Source organism: Streptomyces palmae, assembly GCF_004684805.1.
Taxonomy (GTDB): Bacteria; Actinomycetota; Actinomycetes; order Streptomycetales; family Streptomycetaceae; genus Streptomyces; species Streptomyces palmae.
Map to the genome: position 1 here is coordinate 1 of NZ_SRID01000039.1, position 23,372 is coordinate 23,372.

Genomic DNA, 23,372 nt, shown 5'->3' on the forward strand with positions numbered 1-23,372 from the left:
GCCGCCCGGCGTCCCGCACACCCCGCCGCCGGGTGCTCCGGTGCCGCCGCCCCCGCCCGGTATGCCGCAGACCCCGCCGATCGGCGCGGGCGGTTACGGCTACCCGGGGCCCGCACAGCCGCAGCCGACGCATGCTCAGCCCACGCAGATCGGCATGCCCGCGCAGCCGGTCCCCGGTCAGCCGACGCACGCCCAGCCGACCCAGATCGGCATGCCCGCGCAGCCCTACGGCACCGGCCAGCAGCCCGGTTACGGCGGCGGCTACCCGGCCCCGCCCCAACCCCCGGGCGGCGGCGGCAAGTCCAAGCAGCGCATGACCGTCATCGTCAGCGCGGCGGTCGCGGTGGCCCTGGCCATCGGCGCCGGTGTCTTCTTCCTCACCCGCGACGACGGCAAGGACGAGGAGGCCAAGAAGCCGGAGCAGACCTCGCAGGGCGCCACCGGCGGCGACAGCGGTGGCACCGGCGGCCCCAAGAGCAAGTTCCACCCGAAGCCGGCGCCGCCCACCATCGACGCCAAGATCCTCGACCAGGTGCCGATGCCCAAGGTCAAGGATCTGATCGGGGTGTCCGGTCTGTGGGCGACCGACAAGGGCTACGCCAAGGTGGAGGACTACCGGATCGTCGGCTACCCGGCAGGCGGCGGTGGCAAGTCCTGGGAGATCCCGCTCTCCGGCGAGGTCTGCGCGAGCTGGCGGAGTACCACCGACGACAACCTGACGGCCGTCGTCTACGAGGACCACAAGCCGAAGAACAAGAAGGACTACGCCCACTGCACCGAGGTCGGCCTGGTCGACCTCGACGCGGGCAAGCTGCGCTGGCACAAGAGCGTCGGCTCGGGCGACTCGTCGGTGGACTTCGAGGAGGTCACCATCGGCGGCGGCACCGTGGCCGCCGGGGGTCTGGACGGCGGTGCCGGCTGGTCGCTGGACGGCAAGCAGCTGTGGGCGCCCGCCGAGGGCGCGGACTGCGAGGACCGCGGCTACTTCGGCAGCGCCGACAAGCTGGTCGGCATCACCAAGTGTGGCGGGTACGGCAGCGATCAGGCACTCAAGCTCCTGACGGTGGATCCGACCACCGGCAAGCCCAAGTCCACCTTCCCGATGCCCCCGGGCATCGAGTACGCGCACATCGTCTCCGCCGACCCGCTGATCGTCGCCTTCGAGGCCGCCGGTGACTCCACCGACATCAGCGACATGTGGCTGATCGACGACTCGGCGGCGACCGGCAAGATCAAGACCAAGATCACGCTGCCCGCGGACAAGTACAGCACCGACTGCGACGCCACCGACGTCACCCCCTGCACCGACGTGGTGGTCAGCCGGCAGACCGACACCCTGTTCATGTCGACGAAGGAGCGGACCAGCGCGGAGTCCGGCGCCAGCAACGAGATCCTGGCCATCAGCATGAAGACCGGCCAGTCGATCGGCAAGACGGACGGCGTCAAGGGTGCCCAGATCACCCCGCTCGCCCTGGACGAGGACGGCTACCTGCTCGCCTATCAGGCGGGCAACTACCTGCAGGGCCCGGCGGTCTGGCGGATCGACCCCACCACGTACAAGAAGTCGCTGCTGATGCGTACCGGCGCGGACACCGCGGAGGGCACCAGCCGCTACTCGACCTCCCGGAGCTGGGTGGTGTACCGGAACGACCACCTGTACCTGGGTGACATCTACGCCGACAAGCTGAGCGACTACGACCGGAACCGGCCGGTGGCCGTGGTCATCGGCGCCGGCTGAGCCCCGCCCGGGACGTCGGAAACACGACGGCCCCGCCCGTACGGACTGTACGGGTGGGGCCGTCGCCGTATATAGGTTCCGTTGAGGGGGGTTTATGGGTGTGCGACTCATGGTGGTCGATGACCACCGGCTGCTTGCCGAAGCGCTGGCTTCGGCGTTGAGGCTCCGAGGGCACCGGGTGCTCGCCGCGGCGGCGCCCAGCGCGGGCGCGGCCGACCTGGTGGTGAGCCGGGCGCCGGAGGTGTGCCTGCTGGGCACCTCCACGCCGGCCGAGCCGGGCGTGTTCGAACCGGTGCGGCGGATCAAGCGGGAGCGGCCCCAGGTGGCCGTGGTGGTGCTGGGCCCGGTACCCAGCCCGCGCGGGATCGCCGCCGCGTTCGCCGCCGGGGCGTCCGGATATGTGCGCCACGACGAGCGGATCGACGGTGTGGAACGCGCCATGGTCAAGGCGCGGGCCGGCGAGGCCGCGGTGGCGCCGCAACTGCTCCAGGGGGCGTTCGCGGAACTGCTCAATCCGGCGGCCCAGCCGGACGACGAGGGGGCGCGGCTGCTGCGGATCCTCACCCCGCGCGAGGTGGAGGTGCTGGTGCGGGTGGCGGAGGGCGAGGACACCCGGCTGATCGCGGCCGGGATGGGGATAGCGCCCAGCACCGCCCGTACCCATGTGCAGCGCGTGCTGATGAAGCTGGGCGTGGGCTCGCGGCTGGAGGCGGCGGCGCTGGCGGCGCGAACCGGGGTGCTGGACCGGGCGGCGTACCCGGGCTCCGCGGCGGGCGGGGGTGCGCCCTGAGCGGGTGACCGAGGGTCGCGCCGTCCGGTCCGTACCGGACAGGACCTACTCGCCGGAGCGTTCCTCGGTCGAGGGCGCGGGGACCACCGGGCGCAGGCGGACCCAGGCCAGGAAGAACAGGCCGAGGGCGAGCATGCCGATGCCCGTCCAGAGGTTGATGTTGATGTCCTGGGCCTTCTCCAGGTCCGCGTCGGAGGCGCCGATCCCGGCGATGGTCATGATCACGCCGTATATCGCGAACAGGCCGCCGATGACGAGTCGTATGTCGAAGAGCCGGGCCGCGGTCGCCGATTCCCGCTCCAGCTCCTCGACCTGCCGCTGGTACTCGTGGTCGCTCATGGTCGGTCACCTCTGGTCGTCGGATGGAGGGATTCCCGGGGAAAGTGGGTGCTCAGAAGGAGAAGGGGACATAGCAGGCCGCGGCCAGGACGACGGCTCCCCAGCCGAGCACCGCGGGTTTGCGGTACCAGGCCTCGTCGCCCTCCGCCGGGGGTTCGGCCATGCCCGGTGAGGTGGTCCCGTACACCAGGCCGGCCAGCTGGTCGACCGGCTTGGGCGTGGTGAACAGCGAGACCGCGACCATCACCGCACCGCCGACCACGAAGGCCACGATCGCGGAGACGAAGTTGGCGCCCTGGTCGCTGGGGATGTCGATGAGGTGCTGCTTGTAGAACCAGAAGTAGTTGACCATCGCGGCGACGGTGCCGCTGAGCAGCCCCCAGAAGCCGGCGGCGGGGGTGGCCCGCTTCCAGAACATCCCGATGATGAAGACGCAGAACAGCGGCACGTTGAAGAACGAGAACAGCGTCTGCAGGTAGTTCATCACGTTGCTGAAGCTGGAGGCGATGAACGCGGTGCCCATGCCGCCGAGCACGCCGACCGCGGTGACCACCCGCCCGGTGGTCAGGTAGTAGCGGTCCGACCTGCCCCGGACCACGTACGCGCCCCAGACGTCGTTGGTGAAGACGGTGTTGAAGGACGAGACGTTGGCGGCCATGCCGGCCATGAAGGCGGCCAGCAGCCCGGTGAGGGCGAGGCCCAGGACACCGTTGGGCAGCAGGTCGCGCATGAGCAGCGGAATGGCGTCGTTGTACTGGAGGCCGCTGCCGGGCTTGCCCAGGTTCGGCTCGATGACCAGGGCTATGAGTCCCGGGACGACCACGATCAGCGGGATGAGGATCTTGGGGAAGGCGGCTATCAGCGGGGTGCGGCGGGCGGCCGAGAGGTTCTTGGCGGACAGCGCCCGCTGCACCTCGGCGAAGTTGGTCGTCCAGTAGCCGAAGCTCAGACAGAAACCGAGGCCCAGCACGAGGGTGAGCCAGTTGGCGCCCAGCGGGTTGTCCGAGCCGATGCCGGTGCCGCCCCAGGCGGAGGTGAAGTCCTGCCCCTGCGTGTCGGTGAGCTTGTCCGTCAGCCCGTCCCAGCCGCCGACCCGCTTGAGGCCCACCACGGTGAGCGGGATCATCGCGGCCAGGATGACGAAGAACTGCAGGACCTCGTTGTAGATGGCGGAGGACAGGCCGCCCAGCGTGATGTAGGCGAGCACGAAGAAGCCGGCGACCACGATCGCCAGCCACTGCGGCCAGCCGACCAGCGCCTCCAGCACGATCGCCATCGCGTACAGGTTGACGCCCGCGATCAGGATCGAGGCCACCGAGAAGATGATCGAACTCAGCAGGTGCGAGGACGGCCCGAAGCGGTGCAGCAGGAACTCGGGCACCGAGCGCACCTTGGAGCCGTAGTAGAAGGGCATCATCACCAGGCCCAGGAAGACCATGGCCGGGATGGCGCCGACCCAGTACCAGTGCACGGTGTACGCGCCGTACTGGGCGCCGTTGGCGGCCATGCCCAGGATCTCCAGGGCGCCGAGATTGGCCGCCACGAAGGCCAGGCCGGTCACCCAGGCGGGCAGCGAGCGCCCGGACAGGAAGAAGTCGAGGCTGGTCCGCACGCTCGCGCGGGCGGCGAAACCGATGCCGAGGACGACGGCGAAGTAGATGCCGAGGACGGTGTAGTCGAGCCCGTTGGTGGAGAGGCGCAGCTCTCCGGCCACGTAGTGCATCGTCAATCTCCCATCGGAACCGGACGGCCGTAACGGGAACGCACAGGAACGTACAGCTGTCATGGGAGTTTCTGAAGACGTCTGTTGGGATGCGTTGTAATCTCGGGTGGGAATCGCGGTCTGTTCTCCGGTCAGAGGAGTTGCGCGGTGAAGAAGACGCCGATCCGGCTCGCGGACGGACGTGAGCTGATCTACTACGACGCCGGGGACGGCGGGGCGCGCGACGCCGTGGACCAGCGCCCGCTGGAAGCCACCGCGACCACCGTCGAGGTCCGCCACGACCGGCTGCTCGACGACCGGGTGGCCATCGCCTCGCACCGGCAGGGCCGCACCCACCTCCCGCCCGCCGACCAGTGCCCGCTGTGCCCCTCCCGGGAGGGGCGGCTCACCGAGATCCCCGCGCCGGACTACGACGTCGTCGTCTTCGAGAACCGCTTCCCCTCCCTCGCCGGCGACCTGGGGCGCTGCGAGGTGGTCTGCTTCACCCCCGACCACACCGCGTCCTTCGCCGACCTGACCGAGGACCACGCCTCCCTGGTGCTCACCGCCTGGACCGACCGCACCGCCGAGCTGGCCCGATTCCCCTCGGTGGAGCAGGTGTTCTGCTTCGAGAACCGGGGCGTCGAGATCGGGGTCACCCTCGGCCACCCGCACGGCCAGGTCTACGGCTATCCGTTCGCCACCCCGCGCACCCGGCAGATGCTGCGCGCGGTGGCCGGCCACCGGGAGCGCACCGGCGGCAACCTCTTCGACGAGATGCTGGCCGAGGAGGAGGCGGACGGCCGACGCATCGTCCTGACCGGTGAGGAGTGGATCGCCTTCGTGCCCTACGCCGCGCACTGGCCGTACGAGGTGCACCTCTACCCGCGGCGCCGGGTGCCGGACCTGCGGGCACTGGACGAGGCGGCGCGGGCCGCGTTCCCGGGGTGCTACCTGGAACTCCTGCGCCGGTTCGACCGGATCTTCGGTCCCGGGCAGCCGCCGACGCCCTATGTCTCCGGCTGGCACCAGGCGCCGTTCCACCACCCCGACCGCCAGGACTTCGCGCTCCACCTCGAGCTCTTCACCATCCGACGCACTGCCGGAAAGCTGAAGTTCCTCGCGGGTTCCGAATCCGGCATGAGTGTGTTCATCAACGATGTACCGCCCGAGACCGCGGCGGAGCGACTGCGAGAGGTAGCGACCGTATGAGCACTGCGATGTCCCCGACCGCCCCCGAGGGCCCGCGGAAGTACCTGGTCACGGGTGGTGCGGGCTATGTCGGCAGCGTGGTCGCCGCGCATCTGCTGGAGGCCGGCCACCAGGTCACCGTGCTCGACGACCTCTCCACCGGGCACCGGGCAGGCATCCCGGCGGGCGCCGAGTTCATCGAGGGCCGGATCCAGGACGCCGCCCGGTGGCTCGACCCCACCTATGACGGGGTGCTGCACTTCGCCGCCTTCTCCCAGGTCGGGGAGTCGGTGGTGAACCCGGAGAAGTACTGGGTCAACAACGTCGGCGGCACCACCGCACTGCTCGCCGCCATGCGGGAGGCCGGGGTGCGCACCCTGGTCTTCTCCTCCACCGCCGCCACCTACGGCGAGCCCGCCACCACCCCGATCACCGAGGACGCGGCGACCGCGCCGACCAACCCGTACGGCGCCTCCAAGCTCGCCGTCGACCACATGATCAGCGGTGAGTGCGCCGCCCACGGCCTGGCCGCCGTGTCGCTGCGCTACTTCAACGTGGCCGGTGCCCACCGGGCCGCCGACGGCACCGGCTACGGCGAGCGGCACGAGCCCGAGACCCACCTGATCCCGCTGATCCTCCAGGTCGCCCAGGGCCGCCGGGAGGCGATCTCCGTCTTCGGCGACGACTACCCGACCCCGGACGGCACCTGCGTGCGGGACTACATCCATGTCGCCGACCTCGCCGAGGCGCATCTGCTGGCGCTGGCCGCCGCGCGCGCCGGCGAGCATCTGATCTGCAACCTGGGCAACGGCAACGGCTTCTCGGTCCGCGAGGTCATCGAGACGGTGCGCAAGGTCACCGGGCACCCGATCCCCGAGGTGGCGGCGGCCCGGCGCGGTGGCGACCCGGCCGTGCTGGTGGCCTCCGCCGCCCTCGCCCAGGAGCGCCTCGGCTGGCGGCCCAGCCGCGCCGACCTGGCCGGAATCGTCGCCGACGCCTGGGAGTTCGCCCGCGGCCGCGAGGCGGAGTGAGGCCCGTGGGGGAGTGCCGTCGGGCACGCCCCCACGCCTGACGGCCCGCCAGGCGAACCGGCACCGAAGGCCCATCGAGTGAGGAGAGCCAGTGAAGGGACGGCCGGTGACCGCAACCGCCGCGCACGGCCCGCAGCGCACCGCCGCCGCCTTCCGGGAGCTCTTCGGGGCCGCCCCGGAGGGGGTGTGGGCGGCGCCCGGCCGGATCAACCTGATCGGCGAGCACACCGACTACAACGACGGCTTCGTGATGCCGCTGGCGCTGCCGCACACCACCCTGGCCGCCGCCGCCCGGCGCGCGGACGGGGTGCTGCGGCTGCACTCGGGGGACGTACCCGGCGACCCGGTGGAGCTGCCGGTCGCCGCACTCGACCCGGCCGACCGGCTGGGCTGGGCCGGGTATCCGGCGGGCGTGGTCTGGGCGCTGCGGGAGGCCGGGCTGCCGGTGGCGGGCGCCGATCTGCACATCGACAGCACGGTGCCGACCGGGGCGGGGCTCTCCTCCTCGGCGGCCCTGGAGGTGGCCACCGCCACCGCGCTGAACGAGCTGTACGGGCTGGGGCTCGACGCCCGGCGGGTGGCCCGGCTCTGCCAGCGGGCGGAGAACCGGTTCGTGGGCGTGCCCTGCGGGATCATGGACCAGACCGCCTCCGCCTGCTGCACCGCCGGCCACGCCCTCTTCCTGGACACCCGCGCCCTGAGCCCGCGGGGCCCTGAAGGGGGCGACGGGGGGCGCCAGGTGCCGTTCGACCCGGCGGCCCGAGGGCTGCGGCTGCTGGTGGTGGACACCCGCGTCCGCCATGAACTGGCGGATGGCGCGTACGCCCAGCGGCGCGCCGCCTGCGAGGCAGGCGCGCGGGCGCTCGGCGTACGGGCGCTGCGCGATGTGCCGTTCGTGCAACTGAAATCGGCCCTGGCCCGACTGGCCGGTGAGCCCGTGGTGGCGCGGCGGGTCCGGCATGTGGTGACCGAGAACCGGCGGGTCGAGGAGGCCGTGGCACGGCTGGCCGCCGGAGCGGTCGAGGAGATCGGGCCGATCCTCACGGCCGGGCACGCCTCCTGCCGCGATGACTTCGAGGTCTCCTGCCCCGAACTGGACCTGGTGGTGGAGACCGCGCTCGACGCCGGGGCGCTGGGGGCCCGGATGACCGGCGCCGGCTTCGGCGGCTCGGCCATCGTGCTGGTGCCCGAGGGGCGGGCGGACGCCGCGGCGGAGGCGGTACGGGAGGCGTTCGCCGCGGCAGGCCACCACCGACCGCGGATCTTCCCCGCACTGCCCTCGGCGGGAGCCCGACGAGTGGCCTGATCCGGGCAGCCCGGTGCGGTGGCTCGGCATGCGTATCGCACCCTCGGCGGGAGCCGGAACAGTGGCTGGATCCGGTCAGCCCGGTGTGGCGCCCCGCATGGCGCACCGAGCCCTTGCCGACTGCCCTGCTGCTGGCCCACCCTTGCCCCAGAGGTCACGGCATGCTTACGAACTGCTTCTCTCGGGCAAGTTTCGCGATCGGATCTCGTCAAACTTGATTGACTTCCGTCGCTGTGAGGAACACTGAACGCACCGTGAACGGGTGAGGTGGACACTTTCACGGTTTTGCTTCCACTGTGGGCACCCAGCCCTACGCTGAGCGGAACTCGCTGGGGGCCGACGCTCATCAGGGGCGAGACCAACAGTCTTCACCGCACCCGGCGACGTGGGGGGTGGCTGTGGCACGGATCCGGGTTCTGGTGGTCGACGATCACCGTATTTTCGCCGAATCGCTTGCCGCCGCGCTGGCGGCCGAGCAGGACGTGGAGGTGGCGGCGGCGGGCAGCGGTCCTGCCGCGCTGCGCTGTCTGGACCGGGGCGCGGCCGAGGGGCGGCGCTTCGATGTGACCCTGGTGGACGCCGATCTGGGGGCCGTGTCCCTCGGACCGCCCGGCATGGAGCCCGCCACCGCGGTGCCCCGGCCGCCCGGGCCGACTGGGCCGCCCGGTTCATCCGGTTCGTCCGGGCCTTTCTTAGGTGCCGCGCCCGGACCCGCGCCGGGGGGCGAGGCCCGGCCGGTCACCGATGGGCTCTCGCTGGTCAGCGCGGTGCGTACGGCCCATCCGGCGGCCCGCACGGTGGTGTTGGCCGAGCGTGACGACCCGCGCCGGGCCGCCGCCGCGCTCCAGGCCGGCGCCTGCGGCTGGGTGGCCAAGGACTCCTCGCTGTCCCGGCTGCTCACCGTCATCCGGGGGGTGCTGCGGGACGAGACGCATCTGCCGCCCGCACTGCTCACCGGGGTGCTGCGGGAGCTCACCGCGGCCCGCAAGCACCGCTCGGAGAGCGAGCGGCTGGTGGAGTCGCTGACCCCGCGCGAGCGGGAGGTGCTGCGCTGCATGGTGGCCGGCCTGGGGCGCAAGGCGGTCGCCGAGCGCCTCTTCCTCTCCCCGCACACCGTCCGTACGCATATGCAGAACGTGCTGGGCAAGCTCGGGGTGCACTCCACCCTGGCCGCCGTCGCCCTGGCCCGCCGCGCCGGAGTCGGCCCGGCGGAGTTGGGGGCGCAGTGGGGGCCCTCTCGGGCGGAGTCCGGGGGAGCCTCCGCAGAGGACGCCGGCGGGTCACCCGAAGAACGGGGCGTGCGAGGCGTGCGGGGCGCGCGAGGCGTACGGGGCGCTTCCCCTGACGGCGGGGGCGGGCTAGCCAGGGGTGTTGTCGAACGGGGCGGTCAACCGGCGTAGCAGGGCGGCGAGTTCCCCGCGCTGAGCGCCGGTCAGTTCCCCGAGGATCGCCCGCTCCTGGGCGAGCAGCCCGGCCAGCGCCTGGTCCGCGCGGTCCCGGCCCTCCGGGGTGAGCCGCACCAGTACGCCGCGCCGGTCGCTGGGGTCCGGCAGCCGTTCCACCAGGCCCTTCTTGGCCAGCCGGTCGATGCGGTTGGTCATGGTGCCCGAGGTGACCAGCGTCTGGGTGAGCAACTGCCCGGGGGAGAGCTGATACGGGGCGCCGGTGCGCCGCAGCGAGGTCAGGACGTCGAACTCCCACGGCTCCAGCTGGTGCTCGGCGAACGCCAGCCGTCGGGCCCGGTCCAGGTGGCGGGCCAGCCTGCTGACCCTGCTGAGCACTTCCAGCGGTTCCACGTCGAGGTCGGGGCGCTCTCGGCGCCACGCTGCGACCAGTCGATCGACCTCGTCCTCCATACGGATCAGTGTAATAGGTCTGTCGACGTGAAGTCTCTTGACATCAAGAGATATTCTGGGAGTCGATGGGCAGGGAGCGTGAGGCACCACGCTCCACGCGTACCATTCGTACCCTCCCGAGGACGACCACCATGCGCATCACACCTCGCTGGGATCCACAGCAGTACCTCCGGCACGCGGGCCACCGCACCCGCCCCTTCCTCGACCTGCTCGCCCGAATACCGCGGCTGCCCGCCGAGGGCCGCCCCGCCCGGATCGCGGACCTGGGCTGCGGCCCGGGCAATGTCACCGCCCTGCTCGCCGACCGCTGGCCGGACGCGCTGATCACCGGCCTGGACAACTCGCCCGAGATGCTCGCCGAGGCCCAGCGGTACGCCGGTCCCACCGCGGGCGGCGGCCGGCTGGACTTCCGTGCCGCCGACGCCGCCCACTGGGCCCCCGACCGGCACTACGACCTGATCGTCTCCAACGCGGCGCTCCAGTGGGTGCCCGGGCACGCCGACTCGTTCCCCGCCTGGGTGGACGCGCTGACCCCCGGCGGCGTCCTCGCCTTCCAGGTGCCCGGGAACTTCACCTCGCCCAGCCACGCCCTGCTCGGTGAGCTCTGCGACGCCCCGCGGTGGCGCGAGCGGCTCGGCGGCCAGGGGCGCGACTTCGTGCACGTCCTCGATCCGGTGGGCTACCTGGAGCGGCTGGCGGTGCTGGACTGCGAGGTGGACGCCTGGGAGACCACCTACGTGCAGCTGCTGCCGGGCCCGGATCCGGTGCTCGACTGGGTCAAGGGCACCGCCCTGCGCCCCGTCCTCACCGCCCTGGCGGACGACCCTCCGGCGCGTGAGGAGTTCCTGGCCGAGTACCGGGACCTGCTCCGCAAGGCGTACCCCGCCGGCCCGTACGGGACCCCCTTCCCGTTCCGGCGGATCTTCGCGGTGGCCCGCAGGACCGACGGCTGACCCGCGGCGGGGGCCCGGCGGCGGTTCCGGCGCCCCCGCTCCGGCCCCCGGTGCCCGTCGGCGTACCGGGCCGCGGAACAAGGCCGCCCCCGAGATGGGCCGAGCCGCTCGTCAGGACTTGCGGTGGCCGACCAGCCGGGGCTTGGGCTCCAGGCCGTCCAGGCCGTGCCAGGCCAGGTTCACCAGGTGCGCGGCCACCTCGGCCTTCTTGGGCTTGCGCACGTCCAGCCACCACTGGCCGGTCAGCGCCACCATGCCCACCAGCGCCTGCGCGTAGAGGGGGGCCAGCTTGGCGTCGAAGCCGCGGGCCTTGAACTCCAGGCCCAGGATGTCCTCCACCTGGGTGGCGATATCGCTGATCAGCGAGGCGAAGGTGCCGGTGGACTGGGCCACCGGGGAGTCCCGCACCAGGATGCGGAAGCCGTCGGTGTACTCGTCGATGTAGTCCAGCAGGGCGAAGGCCGCCTGCTCCAGCAGCTCCCGCGGGTGGCCCGCGGTGAGCGCGCCGGTCACCATGTCGAGGAGCTGCCGCATCTCGCGGTCGACCACCACCGCGTACAGCCCCTCCTTGCCGCCGAAGTGCTCGTACACCACCGGCTTGGAGACGCCCGCCTTGGCCGCGATCTCCTCCACCGAGGTGCCCTCGAACCCCCGCTCGGCGAAGAGTGTGCGACCGACGTCCAGCAGCTGCTCCCGGCGTTCCTTGCCGGTCATCCGCACCCGGCGGGCGCGGCGGCCCCCGGAACTCGAGGACCGGTCGCGGTCTGTGCTGCTGCTTTTTCGTCCGTTGTCGATCGCCACGTGGTCAATCATGCCTTCCTTGGCGACTGCCGAGGTCACGCCCCGGTGACGTCCGCCTTGCGGCGGGACGCGATGCGGTTCCGGTCCGGCCAGCGCACGTCCCAGGCCCAGCCGGCCTGCTCGCACCAGCGGATGATCCGGGCGCTGGAGTCCAGCTGCCCGCGGAGCACCCCGTGCCGGGCGGAGGTCGGGTCGGCGTGGTGGAGGTTGTGCCAGGACTCGCCGCAGGAGAGCACCGCCAGCCACCAGACGTTGCCCGAGCGGTCGCGGGACTTGAAGGGGCGCTTGCCCACCGCGTGGCAGATGGAATTGATGGACCAGGTCACATGGTGCAGCAGCGCCACCCGTACGAGTGATCCCCAGAAGAAGGCGGTCACCGCGCCCTGCCAGGACCAGGTCACCAGGCCCCCGATCACCGGCGGAATGGCCAGCGAGACCACCGTCCAGAAGACGTACTGCCGCGAGATCTTGCGGATCGTGGCGTCCTTGATCAGGTCCGGCGCGTACTTGTGCTGCGGGGTCTGCTCCTCATCGAACATCCATCCGATGTGGGCCCACCACAGGCCCTTCAGCAGCGCCGGCACGGTCTCGCCGTAGCGCCAGGGCGAGTGCGGGTCGCCCTCCGCGTCGGAGAACTTGTGGTGCTTGCGGTGGTCGGCCACCCAGCGCACCAGCGGCCCCTCGACGGCCAGTGAGCCGGCGATCGCCAGCGCGATCCGCAGCGGCCGCTTCGCCTTGAACGCGCCGTGCGTGAAGTAGCGGTGGAAGCCGATGGTGATGCCGTGGCAGCCGATGTAGTACATGGCCACCATCAGCCCGAGGTCCAGCCAGCTCACCCCCCAGCCCCAGGCCAGCGGGATCGCCGCGAGCAGGGCCAGGAACGGGACGACGATGAAGAGCAGCAGCGTGATCTGCTCCACGGACCCCTTGCTGTCCTTGCCGAGGGTGGCGGAGGGGAGTGGTGGGGTCGATGTCTTCGGCGCGTCCTCGACGACTTCGGGGCTTGCAGTCATGGGATCCCTCGGGGGCTCGGGGGAGGCTACGAATCCGTAACCTACGGGATCGTAAGTATGGCAGGGCCCCGAAGCCGGGCAAGAGGGCTGACACCTGGCGCGCCCCCGCCGCCTATCCTGGAGGCCGTCGGACAGCGTGGTCCGCATCCCGCCCGAGGTGCCGGGGTACACGGGGTGTCCCCGGGTCCACGACAGTTCCACTGCAAGGAGCCGTACCTGTGAGCAGTGCCGACAACACCAATGCCGCCCTGCGCGCCGATATCCGCCGACTGGGCGAGCTCCTCGGCGAAACCCTCGTCCGGCAGGAAGGACCCGAGCTCCTCGAGCTCGTCGAACGCGTACGCGCTCTCACCCGTACGGATGGTGAGGCCGCCGCCGAACTGCTGGGCGCCACCGATCCGCACACCGCCGCCAAGCTCGTACGGGCCTTCTCCACCTACTTCCACCTGGCCAACGTCACCGAGCAGGTGCACCGCAGCCGGGAACTGAGCGCCCGCCGCGCCGCCGAGGGCGGGTTGCTGGCCCGCACCGCCGACCAGCTCAAGGACGCCGACCCGGCCCAGGTGCGGGACACCGTCCACCACCTGAACGTCCGTCCGGTCTTCACCGCCCACCCCACCGAGGCCGCCCGGCGCAGCGTGCTCAACAAGCTGCGCAGCATCGCCGCCCTGCTGGACTCGCTCGCCGCCGGCGCCGATCCGCGGCGCACCGGCCTGCGGCTGGCCGAGAACATCGACCTGCTCTGGCAGACCGACGAGCTGCGGGTGGCCCGGCCGGAGCCCGCCGACGAGGCCCGCAACGCCATCTACTACCTGGACGAGCTGCACACCGACGCGGTCGGCGACGTACTGGAGGACCTGGCCGCCGAGCTGGAGCGGGTCGGCACCCCGCTGCCCGCCGGCACCCGCCCGCTCACCTTCGGCACCTGGATCGGCGGCGACCGCGACGGCAACCCCAATGTCACCCCCGAGGTGACCTGGGAGGTGCTCACCCTCCAGCACGAACACGGCATCGCCGACGCACTGGCGCTCGTCGACGAGCTGCGGGCCGCGCTCTCCAACTCCATCCGCAACAGCGGCGCCACCCGGGAGCTGCTGGACTCGCTCGCCGCCGACCTGGAGCTGCTGCCCGAGATCAGCCCCCGCTACAAGCGGCTCAACGCCGAGGAGCCGTACCGCCTCAAGGCCACCTGCGTACGGCAGAAGCTGGTCAACACCCGCGAACGGCTGGCCTCCGGCACCCCCCACCAGCCCGGCCGCGACTACCGCGGCACCGCACAGCTGCTGACCGACCTCACCCTCATCCAGGAATCCCTCCGCGCCCACCGCGGCGAACTGATCGCCGACGGCCGGATGGAGCGCACCATCCGCACCCTGGCCGCCTTCGGCCTCCAACTGGCCACCATGGACGTCCGGGAGCACGCCGACGCCCACCACCACGCGCTCGGCCAGCTCTTCGACCGGCTCGGCGAGGAGTCCTGGCGGTACGCCGACATGCCGCGCGACTACCGCCGCAAGCTGCTCGCCAAGGAGCTGCGCTCACGCCGCCCGCTGGCCCCCTCACCCGCCCCGCTGGACGCCGCCGGGGCCAGGACGCTGGGCGTCTTCCACACCATCCGGGAGGCATTCGACCGGTTCGGCCCGGAGGTCGTCGAGTCGTACATCATCTCCATGTGCCAGGGCTCCGACGACGTGTTCGCCGTCGCCGTGCTGGCCCGCGAGGCGGGCCTGCTCGACCTGCACGCCGGCTGGGCCAGGATCGGCATCGTCCCGCTGCTGGAGACCACCGACGAGCTCAAGATCGCCGACCGGCTGCTGGACGAGATGCTCTCCGACCCCTCCTACCGGCGGTTGGTCGCGCTGCGCGGCGACGTCCAGGAGGTCATGCTCGGCTACAGCGACTCCTCGAAGTTCGGCGGCATCACCACCAGCCAGTGGGAGATCCACCGCGCCCAGCGGCTGCTGCGCGACGTGGCCCACCGGCACGGGGTGCGGCTGCGGCTCTTCCACGGCCGCGGCGGCACCGTGGGCCGGGGCGGCGGCCCCACCCACGACGCCATCCTCGCCCAGCCCTGGGGCACCCTTGAGGGCGAGATCAAGGTGACCGAGCAGGGCGAGGTCATCTCCGACAAGTACCTGATCCCCGCTCTGGCCAGGGAGAACCTGGAACTCACGGTGGCCGCCACCCTCCAGGCGTCCGCGCTGCACATCTCACCGCGCCAGTCGGGCGAGGCGCTGGCCCGCTGGGACGCGGCCATGGAGACCGTCTCGCACGCCGCGCACCAGGCCTACCGGCGGCTGGTGGAGGACCCGGACCTGCCCGCCTACTTCTTCGCCTCCACACCGGTCGACCAGCTCGCCGAGCTGCACCTGGGCTCCCGGCCCTCCCGGCGCCCCGACTCCGGGGCGGGCCTGGACGGGCTGCGGGCCATCCCGTGGGTGTTCGGCTGGACCCAGTCCCGGCAGATCGTGCCGGGCTGGTTCGGGGTCGGCTCGGGGCTCCGGGCGGCGCGCGAGGACGGGCTCGACGGGGTGCTGGACGAGATGCACCAGCGTTGGCACTTCTTCCGCAACTTCCTCTCCAACGTCGAGATGACGCTGGCCAAGACGGACCTGCGGATCGCCCGCCACTATGTGGAGTCCCTGGTGCCGGAGCACCTGCGGCATGTCTTCGACACCATCCGGGAGGAGTACGAGCTCACCGTGCGCGAGGTCCTGCGGATCACCGGGGAGGCCGAACTGCTGGACTCCAACCCGGTGCTGAAGCAGACGTTCCACGTGCGGGACGCCTATCTGGACCCGATCTCCTACCTCCAGGTCGCGCTGCTGGCCCGGCAGCGGAGCTCCCGGGAGCGCGGCGAGGAGCCCGACCCGCTGCTCGACCGGGCGCTGCTGCTCACCGTCAACGGAGTGGCCGCGGGACTGCGCAACACCGGATGACCCGTCCGCCGGCGTGAACGAGCCCGGCCGGTGCGCCGCCTCTTCGGAGTCGGCGCACCGGCTCGGGCCCTTCCCCGTCCTCGGGTACGCGGCGGCGGTCGGGGGGACGGGTCAGAAGGTCAGGGTGGCGAACGAGGCCCCGAGCAGCACGAGTCCACCCGCCCCCATCGCCCAGCCGGTGCGCCGCAGGCCCAGTCCGCCCGCCACCACCACCGCGGCCAGCAGCAGCGAACCGCCGAACGGCACCCAGGCGTGCAGCACTCCGGCCCCGTCGACCCTGATCACCTGGTGCGTCCCCGGCTTCACCACCACCGGCAGCCGGTCGCCCGGCCCGTCCGCGACCGCCTCGTCGACCCGCATGCCGGACCGCGGCCGCGCGTCGTCCGCGGTGGGGGCGAACGTACCGGTGCACCAGTCGTCGCCGCAGGAGGAGACCCGCAGGGTGCCCTGCTCCTTGCCCTTGGTCAGCAGGGTGTGCTGCGCGGTCCCCCAGGAGGCCCACACCCCGGCGACCAGGATGAGCAGCGTCACCAGTCCCAGCAGTGCCTGACGGGCCACCAGAAGCAGGCCGACGGCGCTTTCGCCCATCCGTCGAACACGACTCCGTCTGATCCCGAGGGTGCCACCGCTTGAAGACATGGCCGCGATCCTTTGCCATGCGGCGGCGACGGGTCAACCTCGGCGTACGGTTCGCGGATGCCTGTGTGCCATGTCGGTGTTCGGGCCTGTGCCCTGGTTTTCGCTGGTCCGTGCCGACGCCGGGGTGAGGCCGCCGCTGACGCGTGTCCCGTCCGGTCGGCGGATCCGGAAAGGCCGCCGACCGCGGTGCCGTCGAGTTTGCGCGAATGGGGCCGAGTCCGGGTTTTACCCGATGGCGCTTTTCTTTTACTGCAGCCCCGGTGGAAAACGAGTCGACTTTTTCCATGCGCATTCGATCTGGACAATCGGGGGCGTATTTCCGGCCCCGCCAGATAAAGAAGATTGCCTTGTGCGGCCGTCGTGCAGGATCGTCGTCAGCGCCAGATAAGACGACATGATGGTCGCGCGCGGCGGTCGTGAACCACGCTCCGGCGCGGCATCCGAAGCAGGGAGGGCCTGTGATCTCGAAGGCGAAGAAGGCCGCGCGTTCCGCGGCGGTGGCGCTCGCCGCGGCCGGTGCGTTCAGCATGCTCATGCCGGCCGGCAACGCGTACGCCATCGACCACGTCGAATGCCGCGGTGGGGAGGACTTCCTGAAGATCTGGTCGCATATGAACGGGCAGCAGAGCGTGGACTGCTACGCGAACCGCGGGAGGACCTCCTTCGGCGGGTGGTGGGTCGACAGGATCTCCACCGGGAACAACGACCTGATCTACTACGACGCCAACGGCGATTCGGTGAGGATCAACCGGTGGACCGACATCACCTTCCCGAACCATCCGCCGAAGGTCAAGGACATCGAAATCCTGTGACGGTGCGACACGCGGGTCGCCCGGGGTGGCGCCATCGCTGACGGGTCATTCCTGAATTCCGCCTGAATTCCGCCGCTTCCCGGTTGGAACGCGGATTTCCCGCAGCGTGAATGCGTTCGTACCCGGCTCACCGATGCCGGCCACGCCCCACCGGGCGCGGCCGGCGTTTTCCCTTGCCCGGCCCGGCCCCGTTCGGAGCCGGCCGCACCGCTCCGGGCCCGGCCGGGTTCGGCCGGGCCGAGCCGGGTGCGGTCGGGGTTCGGCCGGGCTCAGCTGTTGTAGGTGCTCTGGGCCCGCTCCAGGCCCTCCAGGATCAGGGCCTCCACCGCGTCCGCCGCCCGGTCCACGAAGTAGTCCAGCTCCTTGCGCTCGGTGCCGGAGAAGTCCTTCAGCACGAACGCCGCCACCTCCATCCGGCCCGGCGGCCGGCCGATGCCGAACCGCACCCGGTGGTAGTCCGGGCCGAAGGACTTGGTGATCGACTTCAGCCCGTTGTGGCCGTTGTCCCCGCCGCCCAGCTTCAGCCGCAGCGCCCCGTAGTCGATGTCCAGCTCGTCGTGGATCACGACCACGCGCTCCACCGGCACCTTGTAGAAGTCCCGCAGCGCGGTGGTCGGCCCACCGGACAGGTTCATGAAGGTCATCGGCTTGGCCACCACCACCCGCCGCCCGGTGGGGCCGGGTGCGCCGATCCGCCCCTCGACCACCTGGGCCCGCGCCTTGTGCGACTTGAACCGGCCCCCCATCCGGTCCGCCAGCAGGTCGGCCACCATGAAGCCCACGTTGTGGCGGTTGGCGGCGTACTCCGGACCCGGATTGCCCAGCCCTACGATCAGCCAGGGGCTGTCCACGTCGCTCATCGTCCCCAATCTCCTCCGTCATCACCGCGGCCTCCGCCACCGGAGTGCCGCGCGGGGCGCCACCGCGGGCCCGACCGCGCCGCGGGCGGCGCCGCTGCTACAGACATACACGACCGCCCCGCTCCAGCGGAGCGGGGCGGTGCGCGAAAACCGGCTGTGCCGGGAAATCAGGCCTCGGCGCCCTCGGCCTCGGCGCCCTCCTCGGCCGGAGCCTCGGCCTGCGCGGCGACGACCTGGAGCACCACGGCGTCCTCCTCGACGGCCAGCGAGACGCCGTTCGGCAGCTGGATGTCCTTGGCCAGCACGGAGTGGCCGGCGTCCAGGCCCGCGACGGAGACGGTGACGGCCTCGGGGATGTGGGTGGCCTCGGCCTCGACCGGCAGCGCGTTCAGCACGTGCTCCAGCAGGTTGCCGCCCGGGGCCAGCTCGCCCTCGGTCTGCACCGGCACCTCGACGGTGACCTTCTCGCCGCGCTTGACCAGCAGCAGGTCGACGTGCTCGATGAAGCCCTTCAGCGGGTCACGCTGCACGGCCTTGGGGATGACCAGCTCGTCCTTGCCCTCGAGCTGGAGGCCGATGAGCACGTTCGGGGTCTTCAGCGCCAGCATCAGGGCGTGGCCCGGCAGGTCGACGTGGACCGGGGCGGTGCCGTGGCCGTAGACGACGGCGGGAACGTTGCCGGCACGGCGGGCGCGACGGGCGGCACCCTTGCCGAACTCGGTGCGGGGCTGAGCGGAGATCTTGACCTCGGCCATGAGAGCACTCCTCGTAGTCGGTAACCGATCTGGTGGACGTCACCCGGCCCACGACAGACCTGCTACGAAGAGCGCGTCGATAACGGATGAGCTGTGGTGGACACAGCCTCCCTCGCCGAGCAACTCACCCATCCTAGCCGATACCGCACGGCGCCCCGCGCCGCCGGCCTCCCCGTCCGACCCGGACCCGGCTGGGGCGGCCCCGGCCCGGACACGGTTGAGGCCGCCCCGTCTCCGGGGCGGCCTCAACCGCGTACCTCGTGTGATGTGCTCGTTAAGCCGGACATCGGGCCTGCCTACGCTTCGAACAGGCTCGTCACCGAGCCGTCCCGGAAGACCTCGCGCACCGCGCGGGCGATGGTCGGCGCCATCGACAGCACGGTCACCTTGTCCAGGTCGATCTCGTTGGGCGTGGGCAGCGTGTTGGTGAGCACGAACTCGCTGACCTTGGAGTTCTTCAGGCGGTCGGCCGCGGGACCGGACAGCACACCGTGGGTGGCGGTCACGATGACGTCCTCGGCGCCGTTGGCGAACAGCGCGTCCGCGGCGGCGCAGATGGTGCCACCGGTGTCGATCATGTCGTCGACCAGGACGCAGATCCGGCCCTTCACGTCGCCGACCACCTCGTGCACGGTGACCTGGTTGGCCACGTTCGGGTCGCGGCGCTTGTGCACGATCGCCAGCGGGGCGCCCAGCCGGTCGCACCAGCGGTCGGCGACCCGCACCCGGCCCGCGTCCGGGGAGACGATGGTCAGCTTGGAGCGGTCCACCTTGGCGCCCACGTAGTCCGCGAGGATCGGCAGCGCGAACAGGTGGTCCACCGGGCCGTCGAAGAAGCCCTGGATCTGGTCGGTGTGCAGGTCGACCGTGAGGATGCGGTCGGCGCCCGCGGTCTTCAGCAGGTCGGCGATCAGACGCGCCGAGATCGGCTCGCGGCCGCGGTGCTTCTTGTCCTGGCGGGCGTAGCCGTAGAAGGGGACGATCACGGTGATGCTGCGCGCCGACGCCCGCTTCAGGGCGTCGATCATGATCAGCTGCTCCATGATCCACTGGTTGATCGGGTTGGTGTGGCTCTGGATCACGAAGCAGTCGGCGCCGCGCGCCGACTCCTCGAAGCGCACGTAGATCTCGCCGTTGGCGAAGTCGAAAGCCTTGCTCGGGACCAAGCTGACGCCCAGCTCTTGGGCGACCTCCTCGGCCAGCTCGGGGTGGGCGCGGCCGGAGAAGAGCATCAGCTTCTTCTCGCCGGTCGTCTTGATCCCGGTCACAGCACAGTCTCCTTGGATGTCACTTCATGTGCTATTTGATGCGCTTCTTTACGGTACGCCCCGCACGGCGCACCCGCGCACGTCACTGCTCGCCGCCGTCGCTCTGACGGGCAGCCTGGGCGGCCTGCGCCGCGGCGCTGCCGGGGCGCTTGCGGTCCACCCAGCCCTCGATATTCCGCTGCTGGCCTCGGGCGACAGCGAGCGAACCGGGGGGTACGTCCTTGGTGATGACCGAGCCGGCGGCGGTGTAGGCACCGTCCCCGATCGTGACAGGAGCCACAAACATGTTGTCCGAACCGGTCTTGCAGTGCGAGCCAACCGTGGTGTGGTGCTTGGACTCGCCGTCGTAGTTCACGAAGACGCTGGCGGCACCGATGTTGGTGTACTCGCCGATCGTCGCGTCGCCCACGTACGACAGGTGCGGCACCTTGGTGCCCTCGCCGATCTCGGCGTTCTTCATCTCCACATAGGTGCCGGCCTTGGCCTTCCGGCCCAGCCGGGTGCCGGGGCGCAGATAGGCGTACGGGCCCACGGTGGCGCCCTCGCCGATGACCGCGCGGTCCGCCACCGTGAAGCTCACCGAGGCCCCCGCGCCGACCTCGGTGTCGGTCAGCCGGGAGTGCGGGCCCACCTCGGCGCCCGCGGCCACCCGGGTCTGCCCCAGCAGTTGGGTGCCGGGGTGCAGCAGCGCGTCCGGCTCGAAGGCGACGGTCACGTCCACCCAGGTGGTGGCCGGGTCCACCACGGTCACCCCGGCCAGCATGGCCTCGCGCAGCAGCCGGTCGTTGAGCAGCCGGCGCGCCTCGGCCAGCTGCACCCGGTTGTTGATCCCGACGATCTCCTGGTGGTCGGCGGCCACCGCGGCGCCCACCCGGTGCCCGGCCTCGCGCAGGATGCCCAGCACGTCGGTGAGATACTCCTCACCCTGGCTGTTGTCGGTACGCACCTTGCCCAGCGCGTCGGTGAGCAGCTGGGCGTCGAAGGCGAACACCCCGGAGTTGATCTCCCGGATCGCCCGCTGGGCGTCGGTGGCGTCCTTGTGCTCCACGATCGCGGTCACCGCGCCGTCCGCGCCCCGCACGATCCGGCCGTAGCCGGTGGCGTCCGGCACCTCGGCGGTGAGCACGGTCACCGCGTTGCCGTCGGTGTGGTGGGTGTGCGCCAGCGCCGCCAGCGTCCCGCCGGTCAGCAGCGGGGTGTCACCGCAGACCACGAGCACCGTGCCGGACAGGACCACTCCGCTGCCGGCCAGCTCCTCCAGGCCCATCCGGACCGCGTGCCCGGTGCCGTTCTGCTGCTCCTGCACGGCGGTGCGCACCTCGGCGTCCACCTCCGCGAGATGGGCGGTGACCTGCTCGCGGGCGTGGCCCACGACCACCACCAGGTGCTCCGGGGAGAGGGTGCGCGCGGCGGCGACCACATGGCCGACCAGGGAGCGCCCGCAGAGCGAGTGCAGCACCTTGGGGGTCGCCGACTTCATGCGGGTGCCCTCACCCGCGGCGAGGACGACCACGGCCGCCAGCGGGGTCTCCCCCGTTCGAGCGGAGCCGAGAACTGGGGGAAGGTTGGCGCTCACGGGTGTGCCCTTCGGCTTCGGGGGTGGACACCCGCAGGATACCGGGGCGTTGCAGGCCGGAAACGAGCGCGGGTCCCGACCTGGCGGTCAGGACCCGATGACGTGCGGCGGGGGCGGTCGCGGCCTCCCGCGGCGCCGAGCCGGCGCCGCCGCGGCGGGCGGCGGCCCGTGAATCGTGGGTACAGCTCCCCTGCAAGGATTCGAACCTTGACAAACAGGACCAAAACCTGTCGTGCTGCCTGATTACACCACAGGGGAATGGAAACACCCACCGCGCCCGACGACCCGGCGGGTTGCCGTCGCGGCGCCCACCACTATGCCGTACCAGGGCCCTTCCCCGCGACGGTATCCATCGCCGCCCCCGCCGCCCGGCGCCTCCACGCGCCCGCGAAATCGGGTGGCGACCGCCCGTAGGCTGGTGCGTATGAACGAAACGGGGGAAGCCGTCGAAAGGGGCGCGCCCGGCGCGCCCCCTGGTCCGTGGTGGTGGACCCGGCGGCGCAGCATGGTCCTCGACGCCGCCCTGGCCGGGGCCTCGGCGATCGAGTGCGGACTGGAAGGGGTCTCCTTCGCCCACGAGGCGCGGCTGCCGGTCGCCCTCGGGGTGGTCTTCGGGCTCCTCGTGGGGCTCACCCTGATCCTGCGCCGGCGCTGGCCGATCGCGGTGGTGCTGATCTCCATCGCCGTCACCCCGGCCGAGGTGGGCTTCATTCTGGCCGTGGTCGGCCTCTACACCCTGGCCGCCTCCGACGTGCCGCGCCGGATCACCGCCGTGCTGTCCGGGATGTCCGTGACGGCCACCCTGATCATCACCATGGTCAGCTTCCACCGGGACATGGAGCAGGACGGCTGGAACCCCCCGCTGTGGGTGGCTCCGCTGGTCTCGGTGCTGATGGCGGTGGGCATGACCGCCCCGCCGGTGCTGCTCGGCCTGTACGCCGGTGCCCGGCGGCGCCTGGTGGAGAGCCTGCGGGAGCGCGCGGACGGCCTGGAGCGCGAGCTGTCCCTGCTCGCCGAACGGGCCGAGGAGCGCGCCGAGTGGGCCCGCAACGAGGAGCGCACCCGGATAGCCCGGGAGATGCACGACGTGGTCGCACACCGGGTGAGCCTGATGGTGGTGCACGCCGCCGCGCTCCAGGCGGTGGCGCTGAAGGACCCGGAGAAGGCGTCGAAGAACGCCGCGATCGTCGGCGACATGGGCCGCCAGGCGCTCACCGAGCTGCGCACCATGCTGGGGGTGCTGCGCTCCGAGGACGCCGCGGGCGGGGCGTCCCGCGACGGCCACTCCCGGGAGTCGGCCCCGCTGGCCGCGGTGGCCGCGGCCGCCTCCGCCGCCGCCGACGAGGCGGCCGGCGGACCCTGCCTGGACGAGCTGGAGGCCCTGGTCGGGCAGTCCCGCACCGCCGGGATGGCGGTGGAACTGTCGATCGAGGGCGACGAGCGCAGCTACCCGCCGCGGGTCGAGCAGACCGCCTACCGGGTGGTGCAGGAGGCGCTCACCAATGTGCACAAGCACGCCCCGGGCGCCAAGGCCCGGGTGCGGCTGGCCCGCCGCACCGCCGAGGTGGCCGTGCTGGTGGAGAACGGCCCCTCGGACCGCGCGGTGGCCGACGCCGGGCTGCCCAGCGGGGGCAACGGGTTGATCGGCATGAAGGAGCGGGTGGCGACCCTGGGCGGCGGATTCGTCTCCGGTCCCACGGACGCCGGCGGCTTTCGCGTCTCCGCGGTGATCCCCGACCGCACCCCGGCGCCGGTGACCTCCGGCTGAGCCCGCCTCGAACCCAGGCCGCGATCCGTACCCCG

Annotated in this window: 20 protein-coding genes and 1 tRNA gene; 10 read left to right on the plus strand and 11 right to left on the minus strand. The window is 71.7% G+C overall.

Features of this window, described 5'->3' with window-relative positions; genetic code table 11:
* Positions 1–1,738: hypothetical protein (locus E4099_RS06855; protein ID WP_245244644.1), on the plus strand; the 1,738-nt coding region annotated here is incomplete at its 5' end.
* A gap of 94 nt (positions 1,739–1,832) precedes the next feature.
* Entirely contained in the window at positions 1,833–2,528 is a 696-nt protein-coding gene (locus tag E4099_RS06860) for a response regulator transcription factor (protein ID WP_135338043.1), read from the plus strand.
* A gap of 45 nt (positions 2,529–2,573) precedes the next feature.
* Here E4099_RS06860 and E4099_RS06865 read toward each other — a convergent pair whose 3' ends face one another.
* Positions 2,574–2,867, minus strand: a complete 294-nt coding sequence (locus tag E4099_RS06865; RefSeq protein ID WP_135338044.1) for a hypothetical protein — start codon at positions 2,865–2,867, stop codon at positions 2,574–2,576.
* Positions 2,868–2,919: 52 nt separating this feature from the next.
* Positions 2,920–4,590: a sodium:solute symporter family protein gene (locus tag E4099_RS06870; protein WP_135338066.1), complete on the minus strand. Its 1,671-nt coding sequence runs from the start codon at positions 4,588–4,590 to the stop codon at positions 2,920–2,922.
* Between the two features lie 147 nt (positions 4,591–4,737).
* Here E4099_RS06870 and galT point away from each other — a divergent pair, with 147 nt between their 5' ends.
* The 4 genes from galT (at position 4,738) to E4099_RS06890 (ending at position 9,497) form a co-directional block, all read left to right on the plus strand.
* Positions 4,738–5,781, plus strand: a complete 1,044-nt coding sequence (galT, locus tag E4099_RS06875) for a galactose-1-phosphate uridylyltransferase (protein ID WP_135338045.1) — start codon at positions 4,738–4,740, stop codon at positions 5,779–5,781.
* Positions 5,778–6,791, plus strand: coding sequence for a UDP-glucose 4-epimerase GalE (gene galE / locus E4099_RS06880; RefSeq protein WP_245244645.1), 1,014 nt, complete (start codon positions 5,778–5,780; stop codon positions 6,789–6,791). Before galT ends, galE begins: the two co-directional genes overlap by 4 nt.
* A 106-nt stretch (positions 6,792–6,897) precedes the next feature.
* On the plus strand, positions 6,898–8,097 hold the full coding sequence (gene galK, locus E4099_RS06885) for a galactokinase (RefSeq protein ID WP_135338046.1): 1,200 nt from the start codon (positions 6,898–6,900) through the stop codon (positions 8,095–8,097).
* A gap of 398 nt (positions 8,098–8,495) precedes the next feature.
* Positions 8,496–9,497: a response regulator transcription factor gene (locus tag E4099_RS06890; RefSeq protein WP_135338047.1), complete on the plus strand. Its 1,002-nt coding sequence runs from the start codon at positions 8,496–8,498 to the stop codon at positions 9,495–9,497.
* On the opposite strand, the gene E4099_RS06895 is transcribed toward E4099_RS06890, so the two are convergent.
* The gene (locus E4099_RS06895; protein ID WP_135338048.1) at positions 9,456–9,953 is read right to left on the minus strand and encodes a MarR family winged helix-turn-helix transcriptional regulator; all 498 of its coding nucleotides are present in this window, start codon (positions 9,951–9,953) and stop codon (positions 9,456–9,458) included. The two genes, E4099_RS06890 and E4099_RS06895, sit on opposite strands and share 42 nt — an antisense overlap.
* Before the next feature lie 131 nt (positions 9,954–10,084).
* Here E4099_RS06895 and E4099_RS06900 point away from each other — a divergent pair, with 131 nt between their 5' ends.
* Positions 10,085–10,906, plus strand: a complete 822-nt coding sequence (locus tag E4099_RS06900) for a trans-aconitate 2-methyltransferase (protein ID WP_135338049.1) — start codon at positions 10,085–10,087, stop codon at positions 10,904–10,906.
* A 111-nt stretch (positions 10,907–11,017) separates the two neighbouring features.
* Here the strand turns inward: E4099_RS06900 and E4099_RS06905 are convergent, their stop codons facing one another.
* Both E4099_RS06905 and E4099_RS06910 read right to left on the minus strand, forming a co-directional pair.
* Positions 11,018–11,719, minus strand: a complete 702-nt coding sequence (locus E4099_RS06905) for a TetR/AcrR family transcriptional regulator (protein ID WP_135338050.1) — start codon at positions 11,717–11,719, stop codon at positions 11,018–11,020.
* 23 nt (positions 11,720–11,742) lie between these two features.
* A complete protein-coding gene (locus E4099_RS06910) occupies positions 11,743–12,720 on the minus strand; it encodes an acyl-CoA desaturase (protein WP_135338051.1) in 978 nt (325 codons plus the stop codon).
* 218 nt (positions 12,721–12,938) lie between these two features.
* On the opposite strand from E4099_RS06910, the gene ppc reads away from it, so the two are divergent.
* A complete protein-coding gene (gene ppc, locus E4099_RS06915; RefSeq protein ID WP_135338052.1) occupies positions 12,939–15,659 on the plus strand; it encodes a phosphoenolpyruvate carboxylase in 2,721 nt (906 codons plus the stop codon).
* 111 nt (positions 15,660–15,770) lie between these two features.
* Here the strand turns inward: ppc and E4099_RS06920 are convergent, their stop codons facing one another.
* Positions 15,771–16,247: a hypothetical protein gene (locus E4099_RS06920; protein WP_135338053.1), complete on the minus strand. Its 477-nt coding sequence runs from the start codon at positions 16,245–16,247 to the stop codon at positions 15,771–15,773.
* Between the two features lie 509 nt (positions 16,248–16,756).
* On the opposite strand from E4099_RS06920, the gene E4099_RS06925 reads away from it, so the two are divergent.
* Positions 16,757–17,110, plus strand: a complete 354-nt coding sequence (locus E4099_RS06925) for a beta/gamma crystallin domain-containing protein (protein WP_135338054.1) — start codon at positions 16,757–16,759, stop codon at positions 17,108–17,110.
* A 269-nt stretch (positions 17,111–17,379) separates the two neighbouring features.
* Here E4099_RS06925 and pth read toward each other — a convergent pair whose 3' ends face one another.
* The 5 genes from pth to E4099_RS06950 form a co-directional block, all read right to left on the minus strand.
* Positions 17,380–17,970 (minus strand): aminoacyl-tRNA hydrolase, encoded by a 591-nt coding sequence (gene pth / locus E4099_RS06930; RefSeq protein WP_135338055.1) that lies wholly within the window; start codon positions 17,968–17,970, stop codon positions 17,380–17,382.
* A gap of 167 nt (positions 17,971–18,137) precedes the next feature.
* Complete coding sequence (locus tag E4099_RS06935) at positions 18,138–18,725, minus strand: 50S ribosomal protein L25/general stress protein Ctc (RefSeq protein ID WP_135338056.1); 588 nt, start codon at positions 18,723–18,725, stop codon at positions 18,138–18,140.
* 296 nt (positions 18,726–19,021) lie between these two features.
* Entirely contained in the window at positions 19,022–19,993 is a 972-nt protein-coding gene (locus E4099_RS06940; protein ID WP_135338057.1) for a ribose-phosphate diphosphokinase, read from the minus strand.
* Positions 19,994–20,075: 82 nt separating this feature from the next.
* The gene (gene glmU / locus E4099_RS06945) at positions 20,076–21,569 is read right to left on the minus strand and encodes a bifunctional UDP-N-acetylglucosamine diphosphorylase/glucosamine-1-phosphate N-acetyltransferase GlmU (RefSeq protein ID WP_135338058.1); all 1,494 of its coding nucleotides are present in this window, start codon (positions 21,567–21,569) and stop codon (positions 20,076–20,078) included.
* Between the two features lie 185 nt (positions 21,570–21,754).
* Positions 21,755–21,827 (minus strand) — tRNA-Gln (locus E4099_RS06950).
* A gap of 166 nt (positions 21,828–21,993) precedes the next feature.
* On the opposite strand from E4099_RS06950, the gene E4099_RS06955 reads away from it, so the two are divergent.
* Complete coding sequence (locus E4099_RS06955) at positions 21,994–23,337, plus strand: histidine kinase (protein ID WP_135338059.1); 1,344 nt, start codon at positions 21,994–21,996, stop codon at positions 23,335–23,337.
* Positions 23,338–23,372 lie beyond the last annotated feature (35 nt).